This is a genomic window from Polaromonas sp. P4_H1 (genome assembly GCF_056400945.1).
In genome coordinates, this window is record NZ_JBFUKG010000013.1 from 51,438 (window position 1) to 75,121 (window position 23,684).

Sequence of the window (23,684 nt, forward strand, 5' to 3'; positions counted from 1 at the left end):
AGGTTTTTCCGCAGGGCCGCCCCCAGGAAAAATGCGCCCCTCGGGGGCAGAGAGCTACACGCAGCGAGTGAACGTGGGGGCTCTTAATCCCAGCAGGGGCCGCGGGACTGGCTTTGCCAGACCGCAGGCGCAGCGGCCCCCTCGGGGGGCAGAGAGCTACACGCAGTGAGCGAACGTGGGGGCCATTACTCCGTGCGTGCCAACACCACCGCGGTGATGTGGGCGGCGCCAGCTTTGCGCAAGGCGCGGGCCGCGGTGAAGAGCGAGGCGCCGCTGGTCATCACGTCATCCACCAGCACCACGCGCCGGCCTTCCAGCTCGCCCACGCGCAGCGGATCGACCAGAAAGGCGCCCTCGACATTCGCCAGCCGCGCCTCGCGCTTCAATTCGCTTTGCGGACGCGTGTGTTTGACGCGCAGCAGCAAGCGCGCGTCGGCCCGGCCGATGGTCCGCGATTGCCGGGCCAGAGCGCTGGCCAGCTCCCAGGCCTGGTTGAACCCGCGCGTCTGCAGCCGCGTTGTCGACAGCGGAACCGGAACAATCCAGTCGCTGGCCTGCAGGTCGCCCAATGCCTGCAGCACGCCGGGCGTCTGGAGCAGCATGTGCGCAAAGAAGGCAGCCCAGCCGGGCTGCTCGCCAAATTTGTAGCCGGCAATCAGTGTCGACCAGGGGTAGGCGTAAGGCACCGCGGCCAGCGCCCGATCGAGCGGGGGGCGCTGGCGCACGCAGCTGCCACACAGGCCGGGACCACTTCTCAGGCCCATGGACAGGTCGGCTGGCAGTGCCAGCGCGCAACTGGCACAGCGATGCTGCAACGGCGCAAAACGCGCCAGGCAGGGCTGGCACACCTGGCGTGCCGGCCAGCTGCGGCAGACCGCGCACCGGCTGACCAGGCCGGGCAACGGTGGCAGCGATAAACGGGGAAATAAACGGGAGGCAGGCGGGCGTGTGTACACCGTGTCAATATACTCGCGTACCTTTCTGCGCACTGCATCATCTCACCAATGACCACCACCCAGCGACCGCCCACACTCGATCCGCTTGCCGTCAGCCGCTGGCAGCGCACGGCGCCGCTGGCCTCGCCGTGGCTGCATGAGGAGGTGGCCCGCCGCATGCAGGACAGGCTGCAGTGGATCAAGCTGCAGCCCGAGGCCTGGGCGCATTGGGGCGCTTTGCGCGGCGGCCTGCAGGCCCACGCCCAGCTGGCAAAAACCTATCCGGGTTCAATCTGTTATGTGGCGGAAGCCAGCATGGATCGGTCGCAAGTAGCTATGAAAAAGATAGCGTCACCATGGTGGAACCCGAAGCAATGGGGCGCCGCCCGCCCGCGCTTTGAAACGCCACCACCGGCCAGCGTGGATATGTTGTGGGCCAATATGGCGCTGCATGAGGCGGCCGACCCGCAAGCCCTGTTGGCCCAGTGGCACCAGGCTTTGAAAGTCAGCGGTTTTTTGATGTTTTCCTGCCTCGGGCCCGACACCGCACGGGAGTTGCGCGAGGTCTACACACAGCTGGGCTGGCCGCCCGCAGGACATGACTTGACCGACATGCACGATTGGGGCGACATGCTGGTGCAAACCGGTTTTGCCGAACCGGTGATGGATATGGAGCGCATTACCCTGACCTATGAGACCCCGGCGCGTCTCTTGCAGGAGTTGGCCGAACTGGGTCGCAACTTCCATCCTGCCCGCTTTCCGGCCTTGCGCGGGCGGGCCTGGAAAGCGCGCCTGGAGCAGGCGCTGGCGCGGCACCTGGTCCGCAGCGAAGATGGCCGGCTGTCGCTCACGTTCGAAGTCATTTATGGTCACGCGCTGAAGGCGCCACCCAAAATCAAGGTCAGCGCGCTCAGTGCGGTGTCGGTGGAAGACATGCGCAACATCCTGCACGGGCAGCGGCTGCATTCCTGAGCTGCGGCGTGACGCCTTGCGGTCGGCGGTAGTCCGGCGGCGGGATTTTTCATTGATTTCCATGGAAGTTGGCGGTGACGCCCGATACCGTTCAGCCCTTGTCAGACGCCGTTCCGGCCGGGCCCGTCAAAGTCCCGTCTTCCCCGTGGGCCGGCCCTTCAACAAGCGTGGGGCGAGCGGTTTTGCCGGAGTAACAGGGGGTTAAACCCGGCTACAATCCAAACTGAATTTTGGGTATGTTCCCGAGCCTCATGCGGCCAATGCGGCGTATTGGTTGCAGTTTTTTGGGGGTTGCCACGTGCTGCAGCCAACACCAGCGTTTCGTTTCGCCACCTTGCCCGCGCAGGGCAGTCACGGCCAGGAGGCCGTGCAGTGGCTTCTCAAGCGTCACTGTTCCGTCACGCCGGCTCAACTCGGATGGCTTTATGTGTCGCTGTGCGTGGTATCGCTGGGTATCGCAGCATTTTTCTGGGCACAGGGCGCCACGCTGGTCATGCCCTTCGCGTGGCTGGAGTTGTTGGCGGTGGGGGCGGCCTTTCTGGCGTATGCGCGCCATGCGACCGACGGTGAAAAAATCGTCCTGCAGGGTGAGCGCTTGGTGGTTGAACTGGAAACGGCAGGGCGTACGCAACGGGCCGAGTTCAATCGTGAGTGGGTTCGGGTCGAGCCCAAGGATGGAGATGGTTCGCTGATCGAGGTATCCGGGCAGGGGCGGTCGGTGCGGGTGGGGCGGCATGTGCGGCCTGAGTTGCGCCCAGCGCTGGCTCGCGAGATACGCTGCGCGCTGCGAACCTGTTGAGCATGTGCATGTGCATGTGCATGTGTGTGTGCTGAAAGTCTGGGTCAGTTCAGTTGCGGCAGGGTGACCTGCCGCTAACTTTATAATCAGCCGGTTAATTTGGTCGGATAGTTCGGTGAGTAATGGAAGCAATAAAAGTGATCACGATGAACGTAAGCAACACCATGAGCAAAATGACACGGCTTGGCATGCAGCATGCGGGCGCAATTCTGGCCTCTGCGGCTGCATGGGTCGGCACCGCCGCCCACGCCGTCAATGACCTGCCCGGTGGTCCGGCTGTCAACCAGCTCAACTTGCATCCTGCAGTCACCAAAATCGCCGAAGAGCAGAACTGGCTGCACTGGTTCATGATGATCATCTGTCTCGTGATTTTTGTCGCGGTGTTCGGTGTGATGTTCTATTCCATCTGGAAGCACCGCAAATCGGTGGGCCACAAGGCGTCCAATTTCCATGAGTCCACCGCGGTTGAAATCGCCTGGACCATCGTGCCTTTCGTCATCGTGATCGCCATGGCCTTGCCAGCCACCAAAGTGCTGGTCGCCCAGAAAGACACGACCAGCGCCGACGTCACCATCAAGGCCACGGGCATCCAGTGGAAATGGGGTTACGACTACATCAAGGGTGAGGGCGAGGGCATCGGTTTTGTTTCCACGCTCGACAACACGCACCGCGAAATGTCGGACCGGGGTGGCCCGAAAGCCGGTGAAGCGCCCGACAACTACCTGCTCAAGGTGGACAACCCGCTGGTCGTGCCGGTCAACAAGAAAATCCGCATTATCACCACGGCCAGTGACGTGATCCATGCCTTCATGGTGCCGGCATTCGGCATCAAGCAGGATGCGATTCCCGGCTTTGTGCGCGACACCTGGTTTCGTGCTGAAAAAATCGGTGACTACTATGGCCAGTGCGCCGAGTTGTGCGGCAAAGAGCACGCCTATATGCCCATCCACGTGAAAGTGGTGTCCGCCCAGGACTACACCGCCTGGGTGGCGGTCAAGGCAAAGGAAGCGGCAGCCAAGGCGGATGATCCGACCAGGGTCTGGACGCTGGTGGACCTCAAGGCCCGCGGCGAAAAGGTGTATGCGGCCAACTGCGCAGCCTGCCACCAGGCCAACGGCAAGGGCGCAGGCCCGATCAAGCCGCTGGACGGCTCTGCCATTGTGCTGGATGCGGACCACAACAAGCAGATCCAGGTCGTGCTGAACGGCGCCGCCAGCGGTGCGATGCCGTCGTGGAAGGCGCTCAGCGATACCGACCTGGCTGCGGTGATCACTTACACCAAGAACAACTGGTCCAACCAGACCGGCCGTTTGGTACAGCCTGCGCAGCTTCAAGCCGCACGCAAGTAAGGCGGGCAATTCGCCCCGCCCGATATCCCGATACCGCAAGACCATTTCGTCAGCCGTAAAGACAAAAGCTACAGGCACAAGCCACCAAAGGAAGCCAAGATGAGTGCAGTTCTAGACCATCACGACCACGCGCATGATGACCACGACCACCATGCCCCGACGGGCTGGCGTCGCTGGGTATTCGCGACCAACCACAAGGACATTGGCACGCTGTACCTGCTGTTCAGCTTTTTCATGCTGATGTTCGGTGGCGTGCTGGCCCTGTTGATTCGCGCTGAACTGTTCCAGCCCGGCCTGCAGCTGGTGAACCCTGAGCTGTTCAACCAGCTCACCACCATGCACGGCCTGATCATGGTGTTCGGCGCCATCATGCCGGCCTTCGTGGGCTTCGCGAACTGGATGATTCCGCTGCAAATCGGTGCGGCCGACATGGCATTTGCCCGCATGAACAATTTCAGCTTCTGGCTGATGATTCCTGCCGGCCTGATGCTGGCCACCTCGTTCTTCATGCCGGGCGGTGCTCCCGCTGCTGGCTGGACGCTCTACGCGCCGCTGACGCTGCAGATGGGCCCGTCCATGGACGCCGGTATTTTTGCGATGCACATTCTGGGCGCTTCGTCCATCATGGGCTCGATCAACATCATCGTGACCATTTTGAACATGCGCGCACCCGGCATGACCTTGATGAAGATGCCGATGTTCTGCTGGACCTGGCTGATCACCGCCTACCTGCTGATCGCCGTGATGCCTGTGCTGGCCGGCGCCATCACCATGACGCTGACGGATCGCCACTTTGGCACCAGCTTCTTCAACCCCGCCGGCGGCGGTGACCCGGTGATGTACCAGCATATCTTCTGGTTCTTCGGCCACCCCGAGGTCTACATCATGATCCTGCCGGCGTTCGGCATCATCAGCCAGATCATTCCCGCGTTCTCGCGCAAGCGCCTGTTCGGCTACGCGTCGATGGTGTATGCCACCGGCTCCATCGCGATCCTGAGTTTTGTCGTGTGGGCTCACCACATGTTTACCACTGGCATGCCCGTCACCGGCCAGCTGTTCTTCATGTATTCGACCATGCTGATCGCGGTGCCCACCGGCGTGAAGGTGTTTAACTGGATCGCCACCATGTGGAAGGGTTCGATGACGTTCGAGACGCCCATGCTGTTTGCCGTGGGTTTCATCTTCGTGTTCACCATCGGTGGCCTGACAGGTGTGATTTTGTCGGTCGCACCGATTGACACCCAGTTGCAGGACACGTATTACGTGGTGGCCCACTTCCACTACGTGCTGGTGGCAGGCTCGCTGTATGCCCTGTTTGCCGGTTACTACTACTGGTCACCCAAGTGGACTGGTGTGATGTACAACGAAACCCGTGGCAAGATTCACTTCTGGTGGTCGCTGATTTCCTTCAACGTGACGTTCTTCCCGATGCACTTCCTGGGTCTGGCTGGCATGCCGCGCCGCTATGCCGACTACCCGATGCAGTTTGCCGACTTCAACGCGATTGCCTCTGTCGGTGCCTTCTTCTTCGGTGTGGCACAGGTGTACTTCTTCCTGTTCATTGTGGTGCCCACGATGCGCGGCCAGGGTGCCCCCGCCAGGCAGAACCCCTGGGTTGACGAAGGTGGCAAGGGCGCTGAAGGTCTGGAGTGGGAAGTCCCGTCGCCAGCACCTTTTCACACCTTTGAAACCCCTCCCAAGCTGGATGCCACGGCAACCCGCGTGATTGGTTGAACCACCCGATAACCCGATAGCGCACGATGACACCTGACCAAAAGAAAAGCAATTTGCGGCTGGCACTGATCCTGGCTTCGGTTGCGCTCGTCTTTTTTGCGGGTTTCATGGCCAAAATGATTTTTCTCGGCCACTGAGCCAGTCAACGCTAGTCAACAGGCACAACTTTGATGCGGCTCAAGAGCGAGAATTTCAAGATGGTGGGCAAGCTGGGCGTTATCGTGCTCGGCATGTTCGCTTTCGGCTATGCGCTGGTGCCCATCTACAAGGCCATTTGCGAGATGACCGGCATCAATGTGCTGGCCCTGTCTGACCGGCAAATTCCCGGTGCCACATCGCAGCTGCCGGCCAACACGCAGGTGGACCGCACCCGGACCATCACGGTGGAGTTTGATGCCAACTCGCGTGGCCCCTGGCATTTCAAGCCGGCCCAGAACACGCTGCAGGTGCACCCTGGTGAATTGACCACGGTGATGTACGAGTTTCAGAATGTGCAGGACCGCACCATGTCGGCCCAGGCCATTCCCAGCTATGCCCCGGCCCAGGCGGCCGCTCATTTCAACAAGCTGGAGTGTTTCTGCTTTAGCCAGTACACGCTGGCGCCCGGCGAGAAGAAGCAGTGGCCTGTGGCTTTCGTGATCGATCCCAAGTTGTCCAGGGACGTCAGCACCATCACGCTGTCGTACACCTTTTTCGAAGTAGGCGGCAAGACGCCCGCTGCGCCCGCTACCTCCGGCGCAGCCACGGCTGCGGCGGTACCCGGCGTGCGGGCTGGTGCATGAGCATGGCCGCCGGTTCTTCGAAAAAATCCATCTGGCGCACGGCCAAAGCGGTCGCGTGGTCTTTTGTGGGCTTGCGGGCGCGCGGTGACTATGAAGAGGACATCAAGAATTTGAGCCCTGTCCACATCATTGTGGTGGGCCTGGTGGGTGTTTTTGTATTTGTGGCGGCCTTGGTGCTGCTGGTGAACTGGGTGGTTGCGCGCTAGGGCCTTGGCGCGCAGCAAGCCTTCACGGTTTTGAATCAGAAAATTATTGGAAATTCGAGAGAACAGGAGTCGAGCGATGTCATCAGCAACCCATGCGGGAACCCCCCACTACTTTGTGCCCAGCCCTTCCCGGCATCCGGTAATGGCGTCCATTGGCCTGTTTTTTGTGATCCTTGGCGCCAGCCAGTGGGTCAATGGCGCAGGTTGGGGCGCCTGGTCGGTAGCCTTCGGCCTGGTGTGGTGGCTTGGCACCCTTTTCCAGTGGTTCCGTGACGCCATTGCCGAAAGTGAAAGCGGTCTGTACGGCCGCAAGATCGACCTGTCATTCCGCTGGAGCATGAGCTGGTTCATTTTTTCCGAAGTGATGTTCTTCGGTGCCTTCTTCACGGCGCTCTGGTGGGCCCGCGCGCATTCCGTGCCGGCCCTCGGCAGCCTGGACAACGCGCTGCTGTGGCCTGACTTCAAGGCTGTCTGGCCCAGCATTGCAGCCGGCGCCACCGCTTCGCCTGCCGACATCATCGAGCCGTTCACCACCATGACGCCGTTCTGGTTGCCCACCATCAACACCGCGCTGCTGCTGAGCTCGGGTGTGACGCTGACCATTGCCCACCACGCCCTGCGTGACAACCTTCGCGGCCGGACCATTGCCTTCATGTGGATGACCGTACTGCTGGGTATCGTGTTCCTGTGTGTCCAGGGCTACGAGTACGCGCACGCCTATTCCGAGTTGAACCTCAAACTCACATCGGGCGTGTATGGCTCCACCTTTTACATGCTGACCGGTTTTCACGGCTTTCACGTGTTTGTCGGCATGCTGATGCTGCTGTTCATCACCCTGCGCCTGCAAAAAGGCCATTTCACCCCCGAGAAGCATTTCGGCTTCGAAGGCGCCGCCTGGTACTGGCACTTTGTGGACGTGGTCTGGCTGGGCCTCTACATCCTCGTTTACTGGCTGTAAGGCGCCACTTTCAGAGGGTGGTGTGCGGGCCCTTCGGGGGCCGCACGGAACGTGAAGTACGTGACGTCCTCTGGCCGGCTGCGGAAGGTGCGGTAGATGCGACAATCACAACCAAGTAAAAACAAAGGCCGCTGAATGCGGCCTTTGTTTTTGAGCGCCAAGTTTTATTTGCCGACCGGTATGCCGGTAGGTTGTATGTAGCCCAGTTTCCACGCGATCAGAATGCACACAAACAGCAAGACCGAAAACCCGACACGGAACGCCAGGGCGCGCGCCATGTTGCTGGTTTTGCGCTTGCCGTCGGTGCCGTCCTTGAGCATGAAAAAGAGCGCGGAGCCAAGGCTGGCGATGATGGCGATAAATGCCAGTGCAACAAGATAAGTCATGACCCGGATTATCTGCCCATGACTTCCGCTTTGCACTCGCCCCGCTTCTGGCTGCTCACGCTGGCGGCGCTGCTGGCGGCGGGGGTGACCTTTTCCCTGGGCCAGTGGCAGTTGCGCCGCGCTGCCCAGAAAGAAGCGCTCCACGCGTCCATTGAAGCAAAAAACAGCCTGCCCCCCCTGGATAACCGGGCATTTGGTGCTGCTAAAGAGATAGCCAATGAAATGCACCGGCGGGTATCGATTCAAGGGACGTGGCTGCCTGCGCATACGATTTACCTGGACAACCGTCCCATGGGTGGCAAAACCGGCTTCTGGGTGCTGACGCCGCTGGCATTGCAAGGCAGCAGCCAGGTGGTGCTGGTGCAGCGTGGCTGGGTGCCGCGCGATTTCACCCGCCGCACGCGGCTGCCGGAAGTCTCGACGCCGGCGGGACTGGTGACCGTGGAGGGCCGCATTGCCCCGCCACCGTCCAAGCTTTACGAGTTCAAGGGCGAGGATGTGGGCCGCATCCGGCAAAATCTGGATCTGGATGCTTTTCGCGCTGAAACCGGTCTGCCGCTGCCCGGTGTCGCGTTGCTGCAGACCGGTGTACCCAGTGAGGGTTTGCTGCGCGAATGGGCGGCACCCAACCTGGGGGTGGAAAAACACTACGGCTACGCTTTCCAGTGGTTTGCGCTGTGCGGGCTGGTGGTCATCCTTTATGTCTGGTTTCAAGTGATTCATCCCTTACGCGCCCAACGCCGCGCCCAACTGCCGTGACAAACGCCGTGACAAACGACAAATCCGAATATTCCTCACCACACGCCGCCACCCCTGCGGCGTCCGCAGCGCAAGACCAGCCGCTGGGCCTGACGGTGCACGCGATGCCGATGCTGGACGCATCGCACGCGCGGGCCCCCGGTACCGTTGCCGGCCGCTGGAAAATGCTGGCGGTGCTGCTGGTGTGCGCCGCTCCGGTGATCGCGTCCTATCTCACCTACTATGTGATCCGGCCTGAGGGTCGCCGCAATTTTGGCGAACTGATCGATCCGCAGCGGCCGCTGCCGCCCATCGCCACGCAGGCCCTGGACGGACAGAAGGGCGAGTTGCCGGCCCTGAAGGACCAGTGGCTGCTGATCACGGTCGCGGGTGGAGCCTGCGACACGCGCTGCGAGAGCAACCTGTATTTCCAGCGGCAGCTGCGCGAATCGCTGGGCAAGGAAAAAGAGCGGCTGGACCGTGTCTGGCTGGTCAACGACGAGGCGGCCGTGCGCGAGGCCCTGCGGCCTGCGCTGGCCGCGTCCACCGTGCTGCGTGTGGCGCCGCAGGAATTGGCGAAGTGGCTGGAACCCGCCGCGGGCCAGCGCCTGCAGGATCATCTTTACCTCGTCGATCCGCTGGGCAACTGGATGATGCGCTTTCCGGCGGACATGGACGTGGCGGCTGCGGCCAAAGCCAAGCGTGACCTGGAACGTTTGCTGCGCGCCTCCGGCAGCTGGGACAAGGAAGGCAGGTGAGTATGGCCCCCACGTTCGCCCACTGCGTGTGGCTCTCTGCCCCCCGAGGGGGCGCTGCGCCTGCGGCCCGGCGGAGCCGGTTCCGCGGCCCCTGCTGGTTTAGAACCTCTGCGATTACTCACGGCGTTTGCTGGCTTAGAACTCTATCGCGCATGGCGATGGCTGGCTCTCTTTAAACATGGCTGCACAAAACCTCTACGACCTGAGTCCGGCCCTGCGCCTGATGATCATGGGGCTGGCCGTGGCGCTCGGCCCGTTGGCCTGGGTCTGGTTGCACCACAAGCATGCACCGGTTACCCGGCGCCTGCGCGTGCTGACACTGGTCACCCTGTTTCTGACCTTCGACCTGGTGATTTTTGGCGCCTTCACCCGGCTGACAGATTCCGGCCTGGGTTGCCCTGATTGGCCGGGCTGCTACGGCAGTGCCAGCCCGGTCGGTGCGCAGGTGCATATCGAGGCCGCGCAGAGCGCCATGCCCACGGGCCCGGTCACGCATTCCAAGGCGTGGATAGAAATGGTTCACCGTTACCTGGCCACGGGCGTGGGCGTGCTGATCCTCACGCTCACCGTCGTCAGCTGGCTGGAACGCGAGCGGGCACACATCTCGCCAGGCTGGCCCACGGTGACATTGCTGTGGGTCTGTCTGCAAGGCGCGTTCGGTGCGCTCACCGTCACGATGAAACTGTTTCCAGCCATCGTCACACTGCACCTGCTCGGCGGCCTGATTTTGCTGGGGCTGCTGCGCGCGCAGTCGGTGCGTTATGCGCAGGCGCAGGGGTCCTCCCTGATCGCCGAGCTGAGCGCGGGCACCCGGCTTTTTGTCTTTGCCGCGTTCGCCTTGCTGTGGCTGCAGATTGCCCTGGGGGGCTGGGTCAGCACCAACTACGCGGTGCTTGCCTGCACCGACTTTCCGAGTTGCCAGAGCTCGCTGTGGCCGGCGATGGATTTCAGCCAGGGCTTTACGCTGTGGCGCGAACTGGGCGCCGGCCATGATGGCGGCAATATCAGCTTTCAGGCACTCACCGCCATCCATTACGTGCACCGTCTGGCCGCCTATGCGGTGTTTGCCGCGCTGATGCTGCTGGCCGCCAGGCTTTACCGCGTGCCCACCCTGCGTCCCGACGCGCGCTGGCTGGGCGGCCTCACCCTGCTGCAGGTGGCCACAGGCCTGAGCAACGTCGTGCTGGGCTGGCCGCTGGTGGCTGCGGTGGCGCACACCGGCGGCGCCGCGGCGCTGGTGGTGGTGCTGACCGGCATCGTTTTTTCCAGCCGCAGCATCCCCAGCCCCGTCCATGCGTCAAAATGGAAAGCTTCGAGATTGTCCGCATGAACCCCAGCAACCCTGCCGCTTCGGCCCCCCATTCCCGCACACCATCCAGGTTCGCCCAGTTCTACGCGCTGACCAAGCCACGCGTGGTGCAGCTCATTGTGTTTTGCGCGCTAATCGGCATGGTGCTGGCCGTCCCCCATGTCCCGACCTGGCCCGAGCTGAGGCTGGCACTGATCGCCTGTGCCGGCATATGGCTGGTGGCGGGGGCGGCTGCGGCCTTCAACTGCCTGGTCGAGCAGCGGATTGACGCCAAAATGCGGCGCACGGCCTGGCGCCCCACGGCCAAGGGCGAACTCAGCAACCCCCTGACCCTGGCCTTCTCCGCAGCCCTGTGCGCTGCGGGCTCGGTGATTCTGTATGTGTGGGTCAATCCGCTCACCATGTGGCTGACTTTTGCCACCTTTGTCGGCTATGCGGTGGTCTACACCGTGATCCTCAAGCCGCTCACACCGCAAAACATCGTGATCGGGGGCGCCTCGGGTGCCATGCCGCCGGTGCTGGGCTGGGCGGCCATGACGGGCACCGTGGGCCCGGAAGCGCTCATCCTCTTCCTGATCATTTTCCTCTGGACCCCCCCGCACTTCTGGGCGCTGGCGCTGTACCGCGTCGAGGACTACCGCAAGTCCGGCCTGCCCATGCTGCCCGTCACGCATGGCAACGAGTTCACGCGGCTGCAGGTGTTTTTGTACACGTTGGTGCTGTTTGCCGCCTGCCTCATGCCCTTTGTTTTCAAGATGAGCGGCTGGCTCTATCTCGTGGTGGCGGTCGTGCTCAGCGTGGGCTTCAGCTGGCATGGCTGGCGCCTGTGGCGCAGCTACTCCGACGCACTGGCGCGCAAGACCTTCCGCTTTTCATTGATCCATCTCTCGGTGTTATTCGCAGCCCTGCTGCTGGACCATTACCTCGTATGAAACCTGTCACCCTGCCACCCAGCCGCCGGCTCGCCCTTCAAACCATCGCCGGTACCGGCTTGCTGGCAATCACGGCAGGCCTCTTGACGGCCTGCGCGCCCGACAAGCCCCAGTTCAAGAGCATTGACCTGACCGGCGCCGACTACGCGCAGGGCTTTGCGCTCGCCGACCATAACGGCCAGGTACGCACGCTGAAAGACTTTGCCGGCAAGGTGGTGGTGGTATTTTTTGGCTACACCCAATGCCCCGATGTGTGCCCGACCTCCATGGCCGAACTGGCCCAGATCAAGCAGCTGCTGGGCCCCGATGGCGACAAGCTGCAGGCCATCTTCATCACGGTGGACCCCGAGCGGGACACGGCCGAATTGCTCAAGGCCTACATGACCAATTTCGACCCGACCTTCCTGGCGCTGCGGCCCACCATGGCCCAGCTGCCCGAAGTCGCCAGGGACTTCAAGGTTTATTACAAAAAGGTCGATGGCAAGACGCCTGCCAGCTACACCATGGACCATTCCGCGGGCAGCTACGTTTTTGACGGCAAGGGCCGCATCCGGCTGTACAACCGCTATGGTGGCGGCCCCGAGGCACTGGCGTCCGATATCCGCCTGCTGCTCAAAAACACCTGATCAGCGCCGCGCAGCGGCCATAAAAAGGCCCGCACCTGATTACGGGGAGCGGGCCTGGTTGCACGTTAGCGTGCCGAGGTGGAACTCAGGGGAGGGCGCACCATGCTTTTGGTGCGCGACTCCCTGGCTCAGGCGTAAGCCGCCAGCACCTTTTTCATTTTCTTCATCGCCGAGACTTCAATCTGGCGAATCCGTTCGGCACTGACCTGGTACTCGTCCGCCAGATCGTGCAGGGTCATGCCGCCTGAGCCATCATCGTTGACCTTGAGCCAGCGCTCTTCCACAATGCGGCGCGAACGCGGATCCAGCTCTTCCAGCGCGGCGCTGATGCCGTCACTGGCCAGGTTGTCACGCTGGCGTGATTCGATCAGGGCGGTCGGTTCCTGCGTGGCATCGGCCAGGTAGGCAATCGGTCCAAAAGCGTCTTCGCCGTCGTCGCTGGGGCTCGGGTCCAACAGTACGTCGCCGCCCGACATGCGCTGCTCCATCTCGATGACTTCCTCGCGCTTGACGTTCAGCGTCTTGGCCATCGAGTCAATCTGGCCTTCGGTCAGCGTGTCGCGGTGCGTCGCCACATCGGCGTCGCCCTTGAAACCCTGTTTCATCGAGCGCAGGTTGAAGAACAGCTTGCGCTGGGCCTTGGTGGTGGCCACCTTGACCATGCGCCAGTTTTTCAGGATGTACTCGTGAATCTCGGCCTTGATCCAGTGCATGGCATAGCTCACCAGCCGCACGTTCTGTTCCGGGTCAAAGCGCTTGACTGCCTTCATCAGGCCGATATTGCCCTCCTGGATCAGGTCGCCATGCGGCAGCCCGTAACCCAGGTACTTGCGGGAAATCGACACCACCAGGCGCAAGTGAGAGAGCACTAACTTACCAGCGGCCTCAAGATCGTTGTGTTCTTTGAGTTTTTTGGCAAATTCCTGCTCCTGCTCCAGGGTGAGCATGGGCAGACGGTTGACCGCCGAAATGTAGGCGTCCAGATTGCCCAGCGGGGGAACCAGCGACCAGGGATTGACGGCAGCCACGGCACCGGCGCGGGGCGCGGAAACCGCAAGGGCGCCCGTCAGGGCCTGGGGGGACAGAGCATGTGACACAGTCGAACTCCTTTTCTAGGACGAAATATTAGCACTCCATTAGAGAGAGTGCTAAGCAATAGGTTCAATGCCGCCGATAGCATAAGGCTAACCCGTGCTAACCCTTGGTTTTCACTCAGTTGTAGGTATGACCCCCCAGCGTCGACTTGGTTCTGGGGGTTTGGTTACCCGTTTGTAAAGGCGGGTCGGCGTTCATTGCCAGGGCCTCGGGTGATGGATTGCGCTGCCTCAGTCAAGCAGGCCGCCGCGCTTCGGGAAGCGGCCCAGTTAGTGGTATTGGGGGTCAACCTGGAGTCGCCCGTTCACTTTTTGTGAACATTTAATTAAATTGAACAAAAGCGGAATTTTGTTTAAAATTCGCTCTCGTTCATAAAATGTGAACGTCTTTAAATTATGAACAAATGGGCGATCCCAAACTTCTAATCGAGCGTGCAACGGCTGAGTTAAGGCGGTTGGGCCTTGACGTGGTCATGGTGGATCCGCCCCAGGATACAACGCGGTTTCTGGCGGATGCATGGCTGCGTATTGGCAAGGGCGGAGAACATATGGACTATGTGGTCGAAGCCAAAAGCAGGCTGACGCCCGCGACCCATGGGGCGGCAACCATGCAACTCCAGCACGCCGCAGCTGCGACCGGGCTCGCCCCTTTGCTGGTGACGGAATACCTCACGCCGCCCATGGCTGAAAAGCTACGTGGGCAAAAGCAGCAGTTTGCGGATACGGCAGGCAATGCCTACCTGGAAGGCCCCGGCCTGCTGGTCTATGTGACAGGATGCAAGTTGCAGGACAGCAATTTGGCCCCCAACGCTGGCAAGGCGTACACCCTGACGGGCTTGAAGGTGATGTTTGCGCTGCTTGGCAACCCTGAGCTTGCCAACGCGCCACACCGTGCCATCGCAGCAGCAGCGGGCGTAGCGCTGGGTGCGATTCCGGCCGTGCTGGCCGACTTGCAGCAGACTGGCCATTTGCTGGTGCTGCCAAAGCACCGGCGCCTCAACGCCACCAAACGGTTGCTTGACGAATGGGCGCTGAACTATGCGCGCAGGCTGCGGGCCAAGACCTTGCAGGCGACCTATCTTGCGAAAGACTTTGACGCCTGGCAACAGTGGCCGCTGGATGCCCAGGCCTTGTGGGGTGGTGAGCCAGCGGCGAATCTGCTGGTTGACTATCTGGTGCCGGGTGTGCTCACGATTTATGCCGACAGGCTTCCGCCAAAACTGCTGGTGGAGCAACGCATGACAATTGTTCGCGGCGCGCAGGCGGGCGACCGTGTGCTTGAGTGGCGAAAACCGTTCTGGGGAAATATGCCAGCCACAACGCGGCCAGACACGGTGCATCCCGTGCTTGTGTATGCCGATTTACTCGCAACAGGCGATGCCCGCTGCATCGAAACCGCACAGCTGGTTTATGACGAACACCTTGCTCGACTTCTCCCTGCGGCCTGAGCTGGCCCTGCACGCCCGGGTGGTGGCTGACGTGGAGCCAGCCGCAGCGGCCATGAGCATTGCGCCGCTCATTGCTGGCGCCTTTGCGCGCGACCTGCATCTGCAATACGGGCACGGCATCAACATACAGCGTCAAACAGAAGATATCGACTTCGCATTGGCCGTGCCGGACTGGGCAGCTTTTGCAGTTTTGCATGAGCGTCTGATCGCAAGCGGCGCATTTGCGGGTTCAACTACGGCGGCGCATCGGCTGCGGCATCACAGCGGCTGGCCGGTCGATCTGGTACCGTTCGGCGGGGTTGAATCCCCTGAACGAAAGATTGCCTGGCCACCACGTCACGAGTTCGCCATGGACGTGTTTGGTTTTCGTGAGGCACTGGCAACTGCGCACGTCGTCTTGTTGCCAGGCAATGTGCGGACGCGAGTGGTGTCGCTTCCCGCGCTCGCCTTGCTCAAAATTGTTTGCTGGCAAGACCGGCACTACGCCTCCCCGCGCAAGGATGCACACGATCTGCAGATGATCCTGCGCCACTACCTGATTGCCGGCAATGAGTCACGACTCTGGGATGAATTTGTTGGCTGGACACAGGACGATGATTTTGACTACGAGCTTGCCGGTCCACCCATGCTGGGCCACGATATTCGCCGCATGCTCGATAAACATGGTCTTGATCAAGTGACCCATGTGCTGCTGCCGCAAACGGACACTGGCAAGCCGGGCCTCTTGCCCAACGAGATGAATTCCACCGACCCGGACCGCGCACTTGCCTGGCTAAATGCGTTGCTGCGCGGCCTGATGGACACAGAGATACCCAAGCCATGAACTCCGCCATCATTGTCCAGAAACCCTGGAACTACTGCAACGTGCTGCGCGACGACGGCATGAGCTATGACGACTAGGTCGAGCAGCTCACTTACCTGCTGTTCCTCACAAGTTTCAGGACCCGGCCAAGCTGCGCCGCCTGGTGGTGGACCTGATCGGTTGTGAAAACTGGTCGGCCAGCCTGGACATTTTCTGGCTCAAGGACGACAGTCTGGTCGACAGCGACAACCTGCCGCCGCCCGACGTGATTGCCCAGAAAATCGTCGATGATCTGGAAGCGGCTCGGGAGGAGTTCAGGTTGATTGCCGGTGGCTTGGGGAGCGATCTTGCGGTGGAGGTCGGTGGTTAGTTTGCTATTATTTTAATAGCTTATTAAGCAGGTTCTGTATGGGGTAGAGTCCTATTTTGCTCTCAGTTCCAGCCCGGCGCGCGTCCTAGTGGTTAGCCCCAATGGTGGGCGCGGCGGGCGATGCTGATACTGACACGGCATTGTGAGTTCGCCGTGTGCGGCGCGGGCACAACACGACAGGGGCGGCTCTTGCCCGGAACCTTCAGGAACGCTGTGTATGGCCGGTGTCACGATCAGGGCAGTCAAGAAGAACTTCGGCGAAGTCCCCATCCTTCATGGCGTGGACATCGAGATCCAGGACGGTTCGTTTACTGTGCTGGTCGGCCCCTCGGGCTGCGGCAAGTCGACGCTGCTGCGCATGATTGCCGGGCTGGAACAAATCAGCGGCGGCGAGATCCGCATTGGCGACAAGCGCGTCAACGACTTACCGCCGAAGGCGCGCGATATCGCGATGGTGTTCCAGAACTACGCGCTGTACCCGCACATGACGGTGCGCGAGAACATGGCGTTCTCGCTCGAACTGGCCAAGCAGGACAAGGCCACGGTCGCCAGCAAGGTCGCACGCGCCGCCGAGATCCTGGCGCTCGGTGCGCTGCTGGATCGCTACCCGCGCCAGCTGTCGGGCGGCCAACGGCAACGCGTCGCGATGGGGCGCGCGATCGTGCGCGATCCGCAGGTGTTCCTGTTCGATGAACCGCTCTCGAATCTCGACGCCAAGCTGCGTGTCGCAATGCGCAGCGAGATCAAGGAACTGCACCTGCGCCTGAAGACCACCTCGATCTACGTCACTCACGACCAGATCGAGGCGATGACGATGGGCGACAAGATTGTCGTGATGCGCGACGGTCGCATCGAGCAGACCGGCAGCCCGTTGGATCTGTATGACCATCCGGCCAACCAGTTCGTCGCCGGCTTCATCGGCTCACCGGCGATGAACTTCCTGCCCGGCACGCTGAAGCGCGCCGGCGGCAGCGCGCGCATCGAGCTGGGTGACGGCACCCAGCTCGACGCACCGCCGCGCTCGGGCGGCGCGGACGGCCAGCCGGTGATCTTCGGCACCCGGCCCGAGCATTTGACGCTCGCTGACGCCGGCGGCATTCCGGCCCATGTGGTCGTGATGGAGCCCACCGGGATGGACACCTTCATCGCCTGCCGACACGGGGGCGTGGACCTCTCGGCGGTGTTCCGCGAGCGACACGACTTCGCACCTGGCAGCACCATCCATCTGCTGCCCGACCCGCAACGCGCGCACCTGTTCGATGCGAGCACCGGCCAGCGCCTCGCAGCCTGACTGCGCTCGATGCCTTTTCCCCGCCTCAACACTCGACTTATCACGGAAGGAGACTCACGATGAACCCGTTCAATCGCAGAAAATTCCTCGAAGGCTCGGCCGGCGTCGCCGCCGCGGCCACGATCGGCACCGGTGCCGCCGTCTGGGCGCCCGCAGTGCATGCGCAGGCGCTCACCTACAAACCCGAGAAGGGTGCCAAGCTGCGCGTGCTGCGCTGGAGTCGCTTCGTGCAGGGCGACATCGACGCCTACATGGTCAACGTCAAGAAGTTCACCGAGAAGACCGGTATCGAGGTGCGGGTCGACAACGAAGGCTGGGAAGATGTGCGGCCCAAGGCCGCCGTGGCCGCAAACACCGGCGCCGGGCCCGACATCATCCTGTCGACCAACGACGACGCGAACCTGTACCCCGAGAAGCTGCTCGACGTGACCGACCTGTGCACCTACCTCGGAAAGAAGTACGGCGGCTGGTATCCGGCCTGCGAGGCCTACCTGCGGCCCGACGGCAAGAAGTGGATCGGCGTGGCACTCGGTGCCGCCGGCGCGATGCTGGTCTACCGCCAGAGCCATGTGAAGGCGGCCGGCTTCGACAGCTTCCCGAAAGACACGACCGCTTTCCTGAGCCTGCTCAAGGCGCTGCACGCCAAGGGCACGCCGGCCGGCATGGCACTCGGCAACGCCACCGGCGACGGCCTGTGGACCAACTGGCTGATCTGGTCGCATGGCGGCAAGCTGGTCGACAAGGACAACAAGGTCGTGATCGACAGCCCCGAAACCATCAAGGCGCTCGAGTACGGGAAGGAGATGTACGCGAACTTCGTTCCCGGCACGCTGTCGTGGCTTGACCCGAACAACAACAAGGCCTTCCTCGACAGCCAGATCAGCCTGACCAACAACGGCATCTCGATCTACTACGCGACCAAGAACGCGACCGACCAGAAGGTCAAGGATCTCAAGGAAGACGTCTACCACGCCCAGTACCCGATCGGCCCGGTGGGGGTGCCGACCGAGTCGCACCTGTTCTTCAACCAGATGATCATGAAGTACACCAAGTACCCGCAGGCCGCAAAGGAGTTCCTGCGCTTCATGATGGAGCAGGAACAGTTCGACCCATGGCTCACGGCGGCCGGCGGCTACATCGCCCCGCCGCTGGCGGCGTACACGAAGTCGGCGATCTGGACCTCGGACCCGAAGCACACTCCGTACCGCGATTGCGTGAAGAACCTGCGCCCGGCAGGCTACGCCGGCAAGCTCGGTTACGCGTCGGCGGGTGCCGCCGCCGACTTCATCGTCGTCAACATGGTGGCCGAAGCAGCGAGCGGATCGAAGACGCCGAAGGAAGCGGCGGAACGGGCGCAGAAGCGCGCCGAACGTTATTACAAAGTCTGATAGTGCCGACACCTTTGGTGCGGCACTATCTCGCTGCGTTTGATCGTCACGCCGCCTGGACGGCGGGCGTGACGTTCAACCTGGCGCCGCGATGCTTGCGCATCGCCGGTCGCGCACGCTGGACTACCACCGATGCTTGAGAAACTTCAGAACAGTCGCAACGCGCTCGGGCTCATCTTCATGTTGCCCGCTGCGGTGCTGCTGCTGCTGTTCCTGACGTATCCGCTCGGGCTGGGCGTGTGGCTCGGATTCACCGACGCCAAGGTCGGCCGGCCTGGCGAGTGGATCGGCATCGAGAACTACGTCTTCCTGGCCACCGACAGCGTCACGCAACTGGCGCTGTTCAATACGCTGTTCTACACAACCATTGCGAGCGTGGCGAAGTTCTTTCTCGGCTTGTGGCTGGCGCTGCTGCTGAACAAGAACATCCGTTTCAAGTCCTTCTTCCGGGCCGTGATCCTGCTGCCCTACATCGTGCCGACGGCTTTGTCGGCGATCGCCTTCTGGTGGTTGTTCGACGCGCAGTTTTCCATCATCAGCTGGGTGCTGGTGAAGATGGGCGTGATCGACAAGTACATCGACTTCCTCGGCAGCCCGTGGAACGCGCGCTTCTCGGTGATCGCGGCCAACGTGTGGCGCGGCGTTCCCTTCGTCGCGATCACGCTGCTGGCGGGCCTGCAGACGATCTCGCCGTCGTACTACGAGGCGTCGGCGATCGACGGCGCCACGCCGTGGCAGCAGTTCCGCCACGTCACGCTGCCGCTGCTGACGCCCATCATCGCGGTGGTGATGACCTTCTCGGTGCTGTTCACCTTCACCGACTTCCAGCTGATCTACGTGATCACGCGCGGCGGCCCGCTCAACGCTACCCACCTGATGGCCACGCTGTCGTTCCAGCGCGCGATCTCGGGCGGCGCGCTCGGCGAGGGCGCGGCGATCTCGATCGCGATGGTGCCGTTCTTGCTGGCCGCCATCATGTTCAGCTACTTCGGCCTGCAGCGCCGCGCGTGGCAACAGGGCGGGGCCGACAAATGAGCCAGGACACGAGCACCGACACGGTCGGGATGAGCTTTCTCGACTCCACGCCGCGCAAGCTGGTCAGGGTCTACCTGCCGCTGTGCATTTTTCTGTTCGTGCTGCTGTTCCCGTTTTACTGGATGGGCATCACCGCGTTCAAGCCCAACAACGAGCTGCTCTCGCGCGACGGCAACCCGTTCTGGATCGTGGCGCCCACGCTCGCACACGTGAAGAAGCTGCTGTTCGACACCGCCTACCCGCAGTGGATGTGGAACACGGTGCTCGTCTCGGTCGTCTCCACCTTTTTCTCGCTCGCCGCGTCGGTGCTGGCCGCCTACGCGATCGAGCGGCTGCGTTTTTCGGGCGCCAGGCATGTGGGGCTGGCCATCTTCCTGGCGTACCTGGTTCCACCGTCGATCCTGTTCATTCCGCTGGCTTCGGTGGTGTTTCAGCTCGGCCTGTTCGATACGCGGCTGGCGCTGATCCTGACCTACCCGACCTTCCTGATCCCGTTCTGCACCTGGCTGCTGATGGGCTACTTCAGGACCATCCCGTTCGAGCTGGAGGAGTGCGCGCTGATCGACGGTGCGACACGCTGGCAGATCCTCGTCAAGATCGTGTTGCCGCTCGCGGTGCCGGGCTTGATCTCGGCCGGCATCTTCGCGTTCACGCTGTCATGGAACGAGTTCATTTACGCGCTGACCTTCGTCTCGTCGAGCGAGATCAAGACGTTGCCGGTAGGCGTGGTCACCGAGCTGGTCGAAGGCGATGTGTACCACTGGGGCTCGCTGATGGCGGGCGCGCTGTTCGGGTCGCTGCCGGTCGCATTCATCTACTCATTCTTCGTCGAGTATTACGTCTCGGGGATGACGGGCTCCGTGAAGGAGTGATCGGTGGGGTCAATGCTTCACCGCAGAGAAACGGAGTTTTCGCCAAGACATGGGAGGTAGCGTACAAGATCTCATTCGAGTTGCAGGCCGCACCAACGGCGTGAGGAATTGCCAAGGCGAGTCCGGCGTGTGGCTCCAGGTGCGGGTGTGTCAGCCCAGGACACATCGTCCGCCGCGACAGACAATCCTACCGGCCACACCCGCAAAACCTGGCTGAGTTTGCACTGCAAGGTGCCAAATACGCGTTTTTGGCGGAAAGGCTGGAGCCCAGCGTGCCCACCCGCCACAGCGCACCGGCTTTTGCGGCGGTGTTTGCACCGGGGTCGGACGACTACGTCTGGCCCCCTAAGGGCGCCGTGCGCGGCACAGGTTTGCCGCCCCTGTACCCCGCGGTGAGGGTGTAAAGAACAAAAATTCCACTGAACTGTGGAAAACGCCGCGTCTCTAACGCCTATGAACCAATCCATCAAAGGCGCGGCGAAACGCCTTACCTTTTCGCTGGTTGTCGTGTCCGCCCTGGGTGGATGCGCGGTTTATGGGCCTGCCGACCCTGGACCCTATGCGTACGGAACGTATGCCACCGGCCAACCCGTTTATGTGGCGCCTCCCGTTTACGCCAATCCCTACCCTTATCCTTACCTCTACCCCTATCCCTACTACTATGACCCTTTGTACATAGGCCCGGCTGTATCCTTCAACTTCGGTTTTAGCTCATGGAGCGGTCATCGCAGTCATGATCGGGGATTTCGGGGTGGGCATGGCGGCTTTCGGGGGAGTCACGGCGGTGGTTCCAGGCGCGGTGACCGGTAATTTCCTGATGCCTCGTGGCTGAAAACGTGGAAGCAATACGGGCCCGGCTGGGCTGGCGGTAGTGGCGTTGGCTGCCGGGATGGTCATCCCCCTGGTTCAGATTTTGGCGCACGAGATAGCGTCCTGTGCTCGCCCCGTAGAACCGGTAGAACCGTAGAAGCTAGTGCACAGCCTTTGGAGAGGCAGGCGTGTGCGGCCGCGTCAGGCGCCAGCTAACCTGCGCCAGCCAGAGCGCCGCCAGGGCACTGGCTACCCAGATCAGGGCTGCGCCGACAAACTGTTGTTCATCCAGCCGATAGGCATTGCACACGCGCGCAGGCGCCTCCTCGTAGAGCGTGCCTGCAATGGCCATCATCGGCAGCGTGTTGCCCAGAAAGAAGCCCTGCACCACGGTGCCCGCAGCCCGCCAGGACAAACGCAGCGCGGCGCCACACAGCAGCAAGGCGGCCAACTTGAGGGCGTCAATACGCGCATCCACCAGCACCAGATCGAGCAGACGCGGCACCATGGCCAGCGCCAGCACCAGCGCGGCAAAAACCAGCCCGGCCATACCGTGCGCGTTGCAGGCATCCAGGCGTTGGCGCCACGTGGGTGAAAGGCCCGCGGCCAGCAGGCCGCCCACCACGATCAGGGCGGGAAACTGCAGCAGCATGTGCGTGGCCATGCCTGACTCCAGCGCGCGCCGGAGCGGTGGCAGCAGCAGGGCAGCCAGCAGCAGCCCGCCAAGGAGGACCTGGTGGCGCGCCAGCCATCGGCCAACGGTGTGCGGCGCGCTCATCCGGTGCTTCCTTCGGCCTTTGCTGTGTGGGCTTGTGTGGCCGCAAGGTGCTGCGCCCAGGCCAGCGCGGTGTCCATGTCGGTGTAGTCAAAGATGCGCACGAGGCGGCCCCTGCCATCGACCACCAGCAGTGCCGCGTTGTGCTCAAAGCCGCCCATGCCATCCGGAATCACCACCACCTGAAAGCGCTCCAGCAAAAGACGCAGCCCCGTTTCATCACGCGCCGTGGCAAAACGCCAGATATGCGGGTCGGCCTGGAGGCGGCCGGCATACGCTGCCAGCGCGGCGGACTGGTCGTGCGCCGGGTCAAAACTGAGGGACAGCAGCTTGACGCCAGCTGGTCCCTTTACGCTCTTTGCGCTCGCCGGGGGGGTGCGTTGGCCTTCCTGGATGTTGGCCTGCAGCTGCTGAAAAGTGCTGCCCAATGCCAGGCAAACCGTCTGGCAGCGGGTGTAGACAAAATCGACGATGGTGACGCCGCCGCCCTCCGAGAGCAGCAACGGCAATGACGTGTCAGCCATGTCGGGCCCGTGCAGCGGGGTGGCGGGCGCGGGCACCGGCGCGAGCGCCACTTCGAGCCGGCGCGCGCCTTCGGCCGTCCAGATTTGAAAATCATGCGTGAGCCAGGCGCCTGCCGCATAAGCGAGCAGTGCGAAAAGCGCGCTCAATACGGTCGTGCGTCCCATCATTGCGCCGGAGGCAAGGCCTTGAGTTCAGCGCCGCTGGCAAAGGGCGCACTGCGGCGCGTGTCCTTGCGTTCGGCGGCGAACTGCTCTGGCGTGATGGCTGCAGCCTTGTTTGACCATTCCGATCGAATGGTGCTGGCAATGGCGGCCAGCTCGGCATCGCTCAGCTGCTTGAACGAAGGCATCATGCCCTTGTAGGTGGTGCCGGCCACCTCGATCTCGCCAGTGATGCCGTGCAGCAGGATGTTGACCACCACGCGCGGCTCTCCCTGCACCCATTCAGAGCCATCCAGCGGCGGAAACACGCCGGGCAGGCCCTTGCCGGTGGCCTGGTGGCAGGACGCGCAGTTGCCCGTGTAAAGCGCCTTGCCGTCTACCGCCTGGCCTGCACCCGGTGCGCCCGGTGCCTTGGCCGTGAGGTCGGCCACGGTGCGCCGGTCACCCAGCTCGGCGTTGCCAAACGGGTCGGAGAAAAATATATACCCGGCACCCAGGAGCACCATCACCAGCGTCACAGCCGCTGCCAGCAGGGGCATGGGTTGCACCTGCTCGGAGGGGTCTCCCGTTTCGCGTTGTTGCGCCGCCGGGTGTTGCCGTGGGTCAGGGGTCACCATGAAAATCTCCTC

Annotated in this window: 27 protein-coding genes; 21 read left to right on the forward strand and 6 right to left on the reverse strand. The window is 62.3% G+C overall.

Features of this window, described 5'->3' with window-relative positions:
- Positions 1 to 185: 185 nt before the first annotated feature.
- Positions 186 to 989, reverse strand: a complete 804-nt coding sequence (locus AC1DS5_RS17125) for a ComF family protein (RefSeq protein ID WP_477719454.1) — start codon at positions 987 to 989, stop codon at positions 186 to 188.
- A gap of 15 nt (positions 990 to 1,004) precedes the next feature.
- Here AC1DS5_RS17125 and AC1DS5_RS17130 point away from each other — a divergent pair, with 15 nt between their 5' ends.
- The 8 genes from AC1DS5_RS17130 (at position 1,005) to AC1DS5_RS17165 (ending at position 7,735) form a co-directional block, all read left to right on the forward strand.
- Complete coding sequence (locus tag AC1DS5_RS17130; RefSeq protein ID WP_477719455.1) at positions 1,005 to 1,907, forward strand: methyltransferase domain-containing protein; 903 nt, start codon at positions 1,005 to 1,007, stop codon at positions 1,905 to 1,907.
- 298 nt (positions 1,908 to 2,205) lie between these two features.
- Positions 2,206 to 2,706: a DUF2244 domain-containing protein gene (locus tag AC1DS5_RS17135; RefSeq protein WP_477719456.1), complete on the forward strand. Its 501-nt coding sequence runs from the start codon at positions 2,206 to 2,208 to the stop codon at positions 2,704 to 2,706.
- Positions 2,707 to 2,870: 164 nt separating this feature from the next.
- Positions 2,871 to 4,055: a cytochrome c oxidase subunit II gene (gene coxB, locus AC1DS5_RS17140; protein WP_477719457.1), complete on the forward strand. Its 1,185-nt coding sequence runs from the start codon at positions 2,871 to 2,873 to the stop codon at positions 4,053 to 4,055.
- A gap of 99 nt (positions 4,056 to 4,154) precedes the next feature.
- Positions 4,155 to 5,789 carry a cytochrome c oxidase subunit I gene (gene ctaD, locus AC1DS5_RS17145; protein WP_477719458.1) on the forward strand — a complete coding sequence of 545 codons (1,635 nt, stop codon included), beginning with the start codon at positions 4,155 to 4,157 and terminating at the stop codon, positions 5,787 to 5,789.
- 26 nt (positions 5,790 to 5,815) lie between these two features.
- A complete protein-coding gene (locus tag AC1DS5_RS17150) occupies positions 5,816 to 5,926 on the forward strand; it encodes a cytochrome oxidase small assembly protein (protein WP_232291500.1) in 111 nt (36 codons plus the stop codon).
- A gap of 33 nt (positions 5,927 to 5,959) precedes the next feature.
- Complete coding sequence (locus AC1DS5_RS17155; protein WP_477719459.1) at positions 5,960 to 6,571, forward strand: cytochrome c oxidase assembly protein; 612 nt, start codon at positions 5,960 to 5,962, stop codon at positions 6,569 to 6,571.
- On the forward strand, positions 6,568 to 6,777 hold the full coding sequence (locus AC1DS5_RS17160; protein WP_477719460.1) for a DUF2970 domain-containing protein: 210 nt from the start codon (positions 6,568 to 6,570) through the stop codon (positions 6,775 to 6,777). Before AC1DS5_RS17155 ends, AC1DS5_RS17160 begins: the two co-directional genes overlap by 4 nt.
- Positions 6,778 to 6,853: 76 nt before the next feature.
- Positions 6,854 to 7,735: a cytochrome c oxidase subunit 3 gene (locus AC1DS5_RS17165; RefSeq protein WP_477719461.1), complete on the forward strand. Its 882-nt coding sequence runs from the start codon at positions 6,854 to 6,856 to the stop codon at positions 7,733 to 7,735.
- Between the two features lie 164 nt (positions 7,736 to 7,899).
- Here AC1DS5_RS17165 and AC1DS5_RS17170 read toward each other — a convergent pair whose 3' ends face one another.
- Complete coding sequence (locus AC1DS5_RS17170) at positions 7,900 to 8,121, reverse strand: twin transmembrane helix small protein (RefSeq protein WP_477719462.1); 222 nt, start codon at positions 8,119 to 8,121, stop codon at positions 7,900 to 7,902.
- An 18-nt stretch (positions 8,122 to 8,139) separates the two neighbouring features.
- Between AC1DS5_RS17170 and AC1DS5_RS17175 the strand changes: the two genes are divergently transcribed.
- From AC1DS5_RS17175 to AC1DS5_RS17195, 5 genes are all read left to right on the forward strand, one after another.
- A complete protein-coding gene (locus AC1DS5_RS17175) occupies positions 8,140 to 8,880 on the forward strand; it encodes an SURF1 family protein (RefSeq protein ID WP_477719463.1) in 741 nt (246 codons plus the stop codon).
- 104 nt (positions 8,881 to 8,984) lie between these two features.
- Positions 8,985 to 9,617, forward strand: a complete 633-nt coding sequence (locus AC1DS5_RS17180) for a hypothetical protein (RefSeq protein WP_477719544.1) — start codon at positions 8,985 to 8,987, stop codon at positions 9,615 to 9,617.
- Positions 9,618 to 9,795: 178 nt separating this feature from the next.
- A complete protein-coding gene (locus AC1DS5_RS17185; protein WP_477719464.1) occupies positions 9,796 to 10,947 on the forward strand; it encodes a COX15/CtaA family protein in 1,152 nt (383 codons plus the stop codon).
- Positions 10,944 to 11,858, forward strand: coding sequence for a heme o synthase (gene cyoE / locus AC1DS5_RS17190; RefSeq protein ID WP_477719465.1), 915 nt, complete (start codon positions 10,944 to 10,946; stop codon positions 11,856 to 11,858). Before AC1DS5_RS17185 ends, cyoE begins: the two co-directional genes overlap by 4 nt.
- Positions 11,855 to 12,484, forward strand: coding sequence for an SCO family protein (locus AC1DS5_RS17195; RefSeq protein WP_477719466.1), 630 nt, complete (start codon positions 11,855 to 11,857; stop codon positions 12,482 to 12,484). Before cyoE ends, AC1DS5_RS17195 begins: the two co-directional genes overlap by 4 nt.
- Before the next feature lie 128 nt (positions 12,485 to 12,612).
- Here AC1DS5_RS17195 and rpoH read toward each other — a convergent pair whose 3' ends face one another.
- Positions 12,613 to 13,554 carry an RNA polymerase sigma factor RpoH gene (rpoH, locus tag AC1DS5_RS17200; protein ID WP_477719545.1) on the reverse strand — a complete coding sequence of 314 codons (942 nt, stop codon included), beginning with the start codon at positions 13,552 to 13,554 and terminating at the stop codon, positions 12,613 to 12,615.
- 497 nt (positions 13,555 to 14,051) lie between these two features.
- Between rpoH and AC1DS5_RS17205 the strand changes: the two genes are divergently transcribed.
- The 8 genes from AC1DS5_RS17205 to AC1DS5_RS17240 all read left to right on the forward strand — a co-directional run bounded on the left by AC1DS5_RS17205 (position 14,052) and on the right by AC1DS5_RS17240 (position 21,188).
- Complete coding sequence (locus AC1DS5_RS17205; protein ID WP_477719467.1) at positions 14,052 to 15,026, forward strand: type IV toxin-antitoxin system AbiEi family antitoxin; 975 nt, start codon at positions 14,052 to 14,054, stop codon at positions 15,024 to 15,026.
- Positions 14,989 to 15,849, forward strand: coding sequence for a nucleotidyl transferase AbiEii/AbiGii toxin family protein (locus AC1DS5_RS17210; RefSeq protein WP_477719468.1), 861 nt, complete (start codon positions 14,989 to 14,991; stop codon positions 15,847 to 15,849). Before AC1DS5_RS17205 ends, AC1DS5_RS17210 begins: the two co-directional genes overlap by 38 nt.
- Before the next feature lie 142 nt (positions 15,850 to 15,991).
- On the forward strand, positions 15,992 to 16,198 hold the full coding sequence (locus AC1DS5_RS17215) for a hypothetical protein (RefSeq protein ID WP_477719469.1): 207 nt from the start codon (positions 15,992 to 15,994) through the stop codon (positions 16,196 to 16,198).
- A gap of 217 nt (positions 16,199 to 16,415) precedes the next feature.
- Positions 16,416 to 17,489, forward strand: coding sequence for an ABC transporter ATP-binding protein (locus AC1DS5_RS17220; RefSeq protein WP_477719470.1), 1,074 nt, complete (start codon positions 16,416 to 16,418; stop codon positions 17,487 to 17,489).
- Positions 17,490 to 17,548: 59 nt separating this feature from the next.
- A complete protein-coding gene (locus AC1DS5_RS17225) occupies positions 17,549 to 18,877 on the forward strand; it encodes an ABC transporter substrate-binding protein (protein WP_477719471.1) in 1,329 nt (442 codons plus the stop codon).
- A 132-nt stretch (positions 18,878 to 19,009) separates the two neighbouring features.
- Positions 19,010 to 19,912 carry a carbohydrate ABC transporter permease gene (locus tag AC1DS5_RS17230; protein WP_477719472.1) on the forward strand — a complete coding sequence of 301 codons (903 nt, stop codon included), beginning with the start codon at positions 19,010 to 19,012 and terminating at the stop codon, positions 19,910 to 19,912.
- Positions 19,909 to 20,784: a carbohydrate ABC transporter permease gene (locus AC1DS5_RS17235; protein WP_477719473.1), complete on the forward strand. Its 876-nt coding sequence runs from the start codon at positions 19,909 to 19,911 to the stop codon at positions 20,782 to 20,784. The genes AC1DS5_RS17230 and AC1DS5_RS17235 overlap by 4 nt, the downstream gene beginning before the upstream one ends.
- A gap of 272 nt (positions 20,785 to 21,056) precedes the next feature.
- A complete protein-coding gene (locus AC1DS5_RS17240; protein ID WP_477719474.1) occupies positions 21,057 to 21,188 on the forward strand; it encodes a hypothetical protein in 132 nt (43 codons plus the stop codon).
- A gap of 566 nt (positions 21,189 to 21,754) precedes the next feature.
- Here AC1DS5_RS17240 and AC1DS5_RS17245 read toward each other — a convergent pair.
- Genes AC1DS5_RS17245 through AC1DS5_RS17255 form a run of 3 tightly spaced genes read right to left on the reverse strand, consistent with a single transcriptional unit; the run spans position 21,755 to position 23,672 of the window.
- On the reverse strand, positions 21,755 to 22,372 hold the full coding sequence (locus tag AC1DS5_RS17245) for a hypothetical protein (protein ID WP_477719475.1): 618 nt from the start codon (positions 22,370 to 22,372) through the stop codon (positions 21,755 to 21,757).
- Positions 22,369 to 23,058 (reverse strand): SCO family protein, encoded by a 690-nt coding sequence (locus tag AC1DS5_RS17250; protein ID WP_477719476.1) that lies wholly within the window; start codon positions 23,056 to 23,058, stop codon positions 22,369 to 22,371. The genes AC1DS5_RS17245 and AC1DS5_RS17250 overlap by 4 nt, the downstream gene beginning before the upstream one ends.
- Positions 23,058 to 23,672: a c-type cytochrome gene (locus AC1DS5_RS17255; protein ID WP_477719477.1), complete on the reverse strand. Its 615-nt coding sequence runs from the start codon at positions 23,670 to 23,672 to the stop codon at positions 23,058 to 23,060. The genes AC1DS5_RS17250 and AC1DS5_RS17255 overlap by 1 nt, the downstream gene beginning before the upstream one ends.
- Positions 23,673 to 23,684 lie beyond the last annotated feature (12 nt).

What these genes read in the sequence shown, in the direction of transcription:
- AC1DS5_RS17130 (WP_477719455.1), top strand. Translation starts at nt 1,005, where the DNA reads ATGACCACCACCCAGCGACCGCCCACACTCGATCCGCTTGCCGTCAGC.
- coxB (WP_477719457.1), top strand. Translation starts at nt 2,871, where the DNA reads ATGAGCAAAATGACACGGCTTGGCATGCAGCATGCGGGCGCAATTCTG.
- ctaD (WP_477719458.1), top strand. Translation starts at nt 4,155, where the DNA reads ATGAGTGCAGTTCTAGACCATCACGACCACGCGCATGATGACCACGAC.
- AC1DS5_RS17150 (WP_232291500.1), top strand. Translation starts at nt 5,816, where the DNA reads ATGACACCTGACCAAAAGAAAAGCAATTTGCGGCTGGCACTGATCCTG.
- AC1DS5_RS17155 (WP_477719459.1), top strand. Translation starts at nt 5,960, where the DNA reads ATGCGGCTCAAGAGCGAGAATTTCAAGATGGTGGGCAAGCTGGGCGTT.
- AC1DS5_RS17160 (WP_477719460.1), top strand. Translation starts at nt 6,568, where the DNA reads ATGAGCATGGCCGCCGGTTCTTCGAAAAAATCCATCTGGCGCACGGCC.
- AC1DS5_RS17165 (WP_477719461.1), top strand. Translation starts at nt 6,854, where the DNA reads ATGTCATCAGCAACCCATGCGGGAACCCCCCACTACTTTGTGCCCAGC.
- AC1DS5_RS17170 (WP_477719462.1), bottom strand. Translation starts at nt 8,121, where the DNA reads ATGACTTATCTTGTTGCACTGGCATTTATCGCCATCATCGCCAGCCTT.
- AC1DS5_RS17175 (WP_477719463.1), top strand. Translation starts at nt 8,140, where the DNA reads ATGACTTCCGCTTTGCACTCGCCCCGCTTCTGGCTGCTCACGCTGGCG.
- AC1DS5_RS17180 (WP_477719544.1), top strand. Translation starts at nt 8,985, where the DNA reads ATGCCGATGCTGGACGCATCGCACGCGCGGGCCCCCGGTACCGTTGCC.
- AC1DS5_RS17185 (WP_477719464.1), top strand. Translation starts at nt 9,796, where the DNA reads ATGGCTGCACAAAACCTCTACGACCTGAGTCCGGCCCTGCGCCTGATG.
- cyoE (WP_477719465.1), top strand. Translation starts at nt 10,944, where the DNA reads ATGAACCCCAGCAACCCTGCCGCTTCGGCCCCCCATTCCCGCACACCA.
- AC1DS5_RS17195 (WP_477719466.1), top strand. Translation starts at nt 11,855, where the DNA reads ATGAAACCTGTCACCCTGCCACCCAGCCGCCGGCTCGCCCTTCAAACC.
- AC1DS5_RS17205 (WP_477719467.1), top strand. Translation starts at nt 14,052, where the DNA reads ATGGTGGATCCGCCCCAGGATACAACGCGGTTTCTGGCGGATGCATGG.
- AC1DS5_RS17210 (WP_477719468.1), top strand. Translation starts at nt 14,989, where the DNA reads ATGACGAACACCTTGCTCGACTTCTCCCTGCGGCCTGAGCTGGCCCTG.
- AC1DS5_RS17220 (WP_477719470.1), top strand. Translation starts at nt 16,416, where the DNA reads ATGGCCGGTGTCACGATCAGGGCAGTCAAGAAGAACTTCGGCGAAGTC.
- AC1DS5_RS17225 (WP_477719471.1), top strand. Translation starts at nt 17,549, where the DNA reads ATGAACCCGTTCAATCGCAGAAAATTCCTCGAAGGCTCGGCCGGCGTC.
- AC1DS5_RS17230 (WP_477719472.1), top strand. Translation starts at nt 19,010, where the DNA reads ATGCTTGAGAAACTTCAGAACAGTCGCAACGCGCTCGGGCTCATCTTC.
- AC1DS5_RS17235 (WP_477719473.1), top strand. Translation starts at nt 19,909, where the DNA reads ATGAGCCAGGACACGAGCACCGACACGGTCGGGATGAGCTTTCTCGAC.
- AC1DS5_RS17245 (WP_477719475.1), bottom strand. Translation starts at nt 22,372, where the DNA reads ATGAGCGCGCCGCACACCGTTGGCCGATGGCTGGCGCGCCACCAGGTC.
- AC1DS5_RS17250 (WP_477719476.1), bottom strand. Translation starts at nt 23,058, where the DNA reads ATGGGACGCACGACCGTATTGAGCGCGCTTTTCGCACTGCTCGCTTAT.
- AC1DS5_RS17255 (WP_477719477.1), bottom strand. Translation starts at nt 23,672, where the DNA reads ATGGTGACCCCTGACCCACGGCAACACCCGGCGGCGCAACAACGCGAA.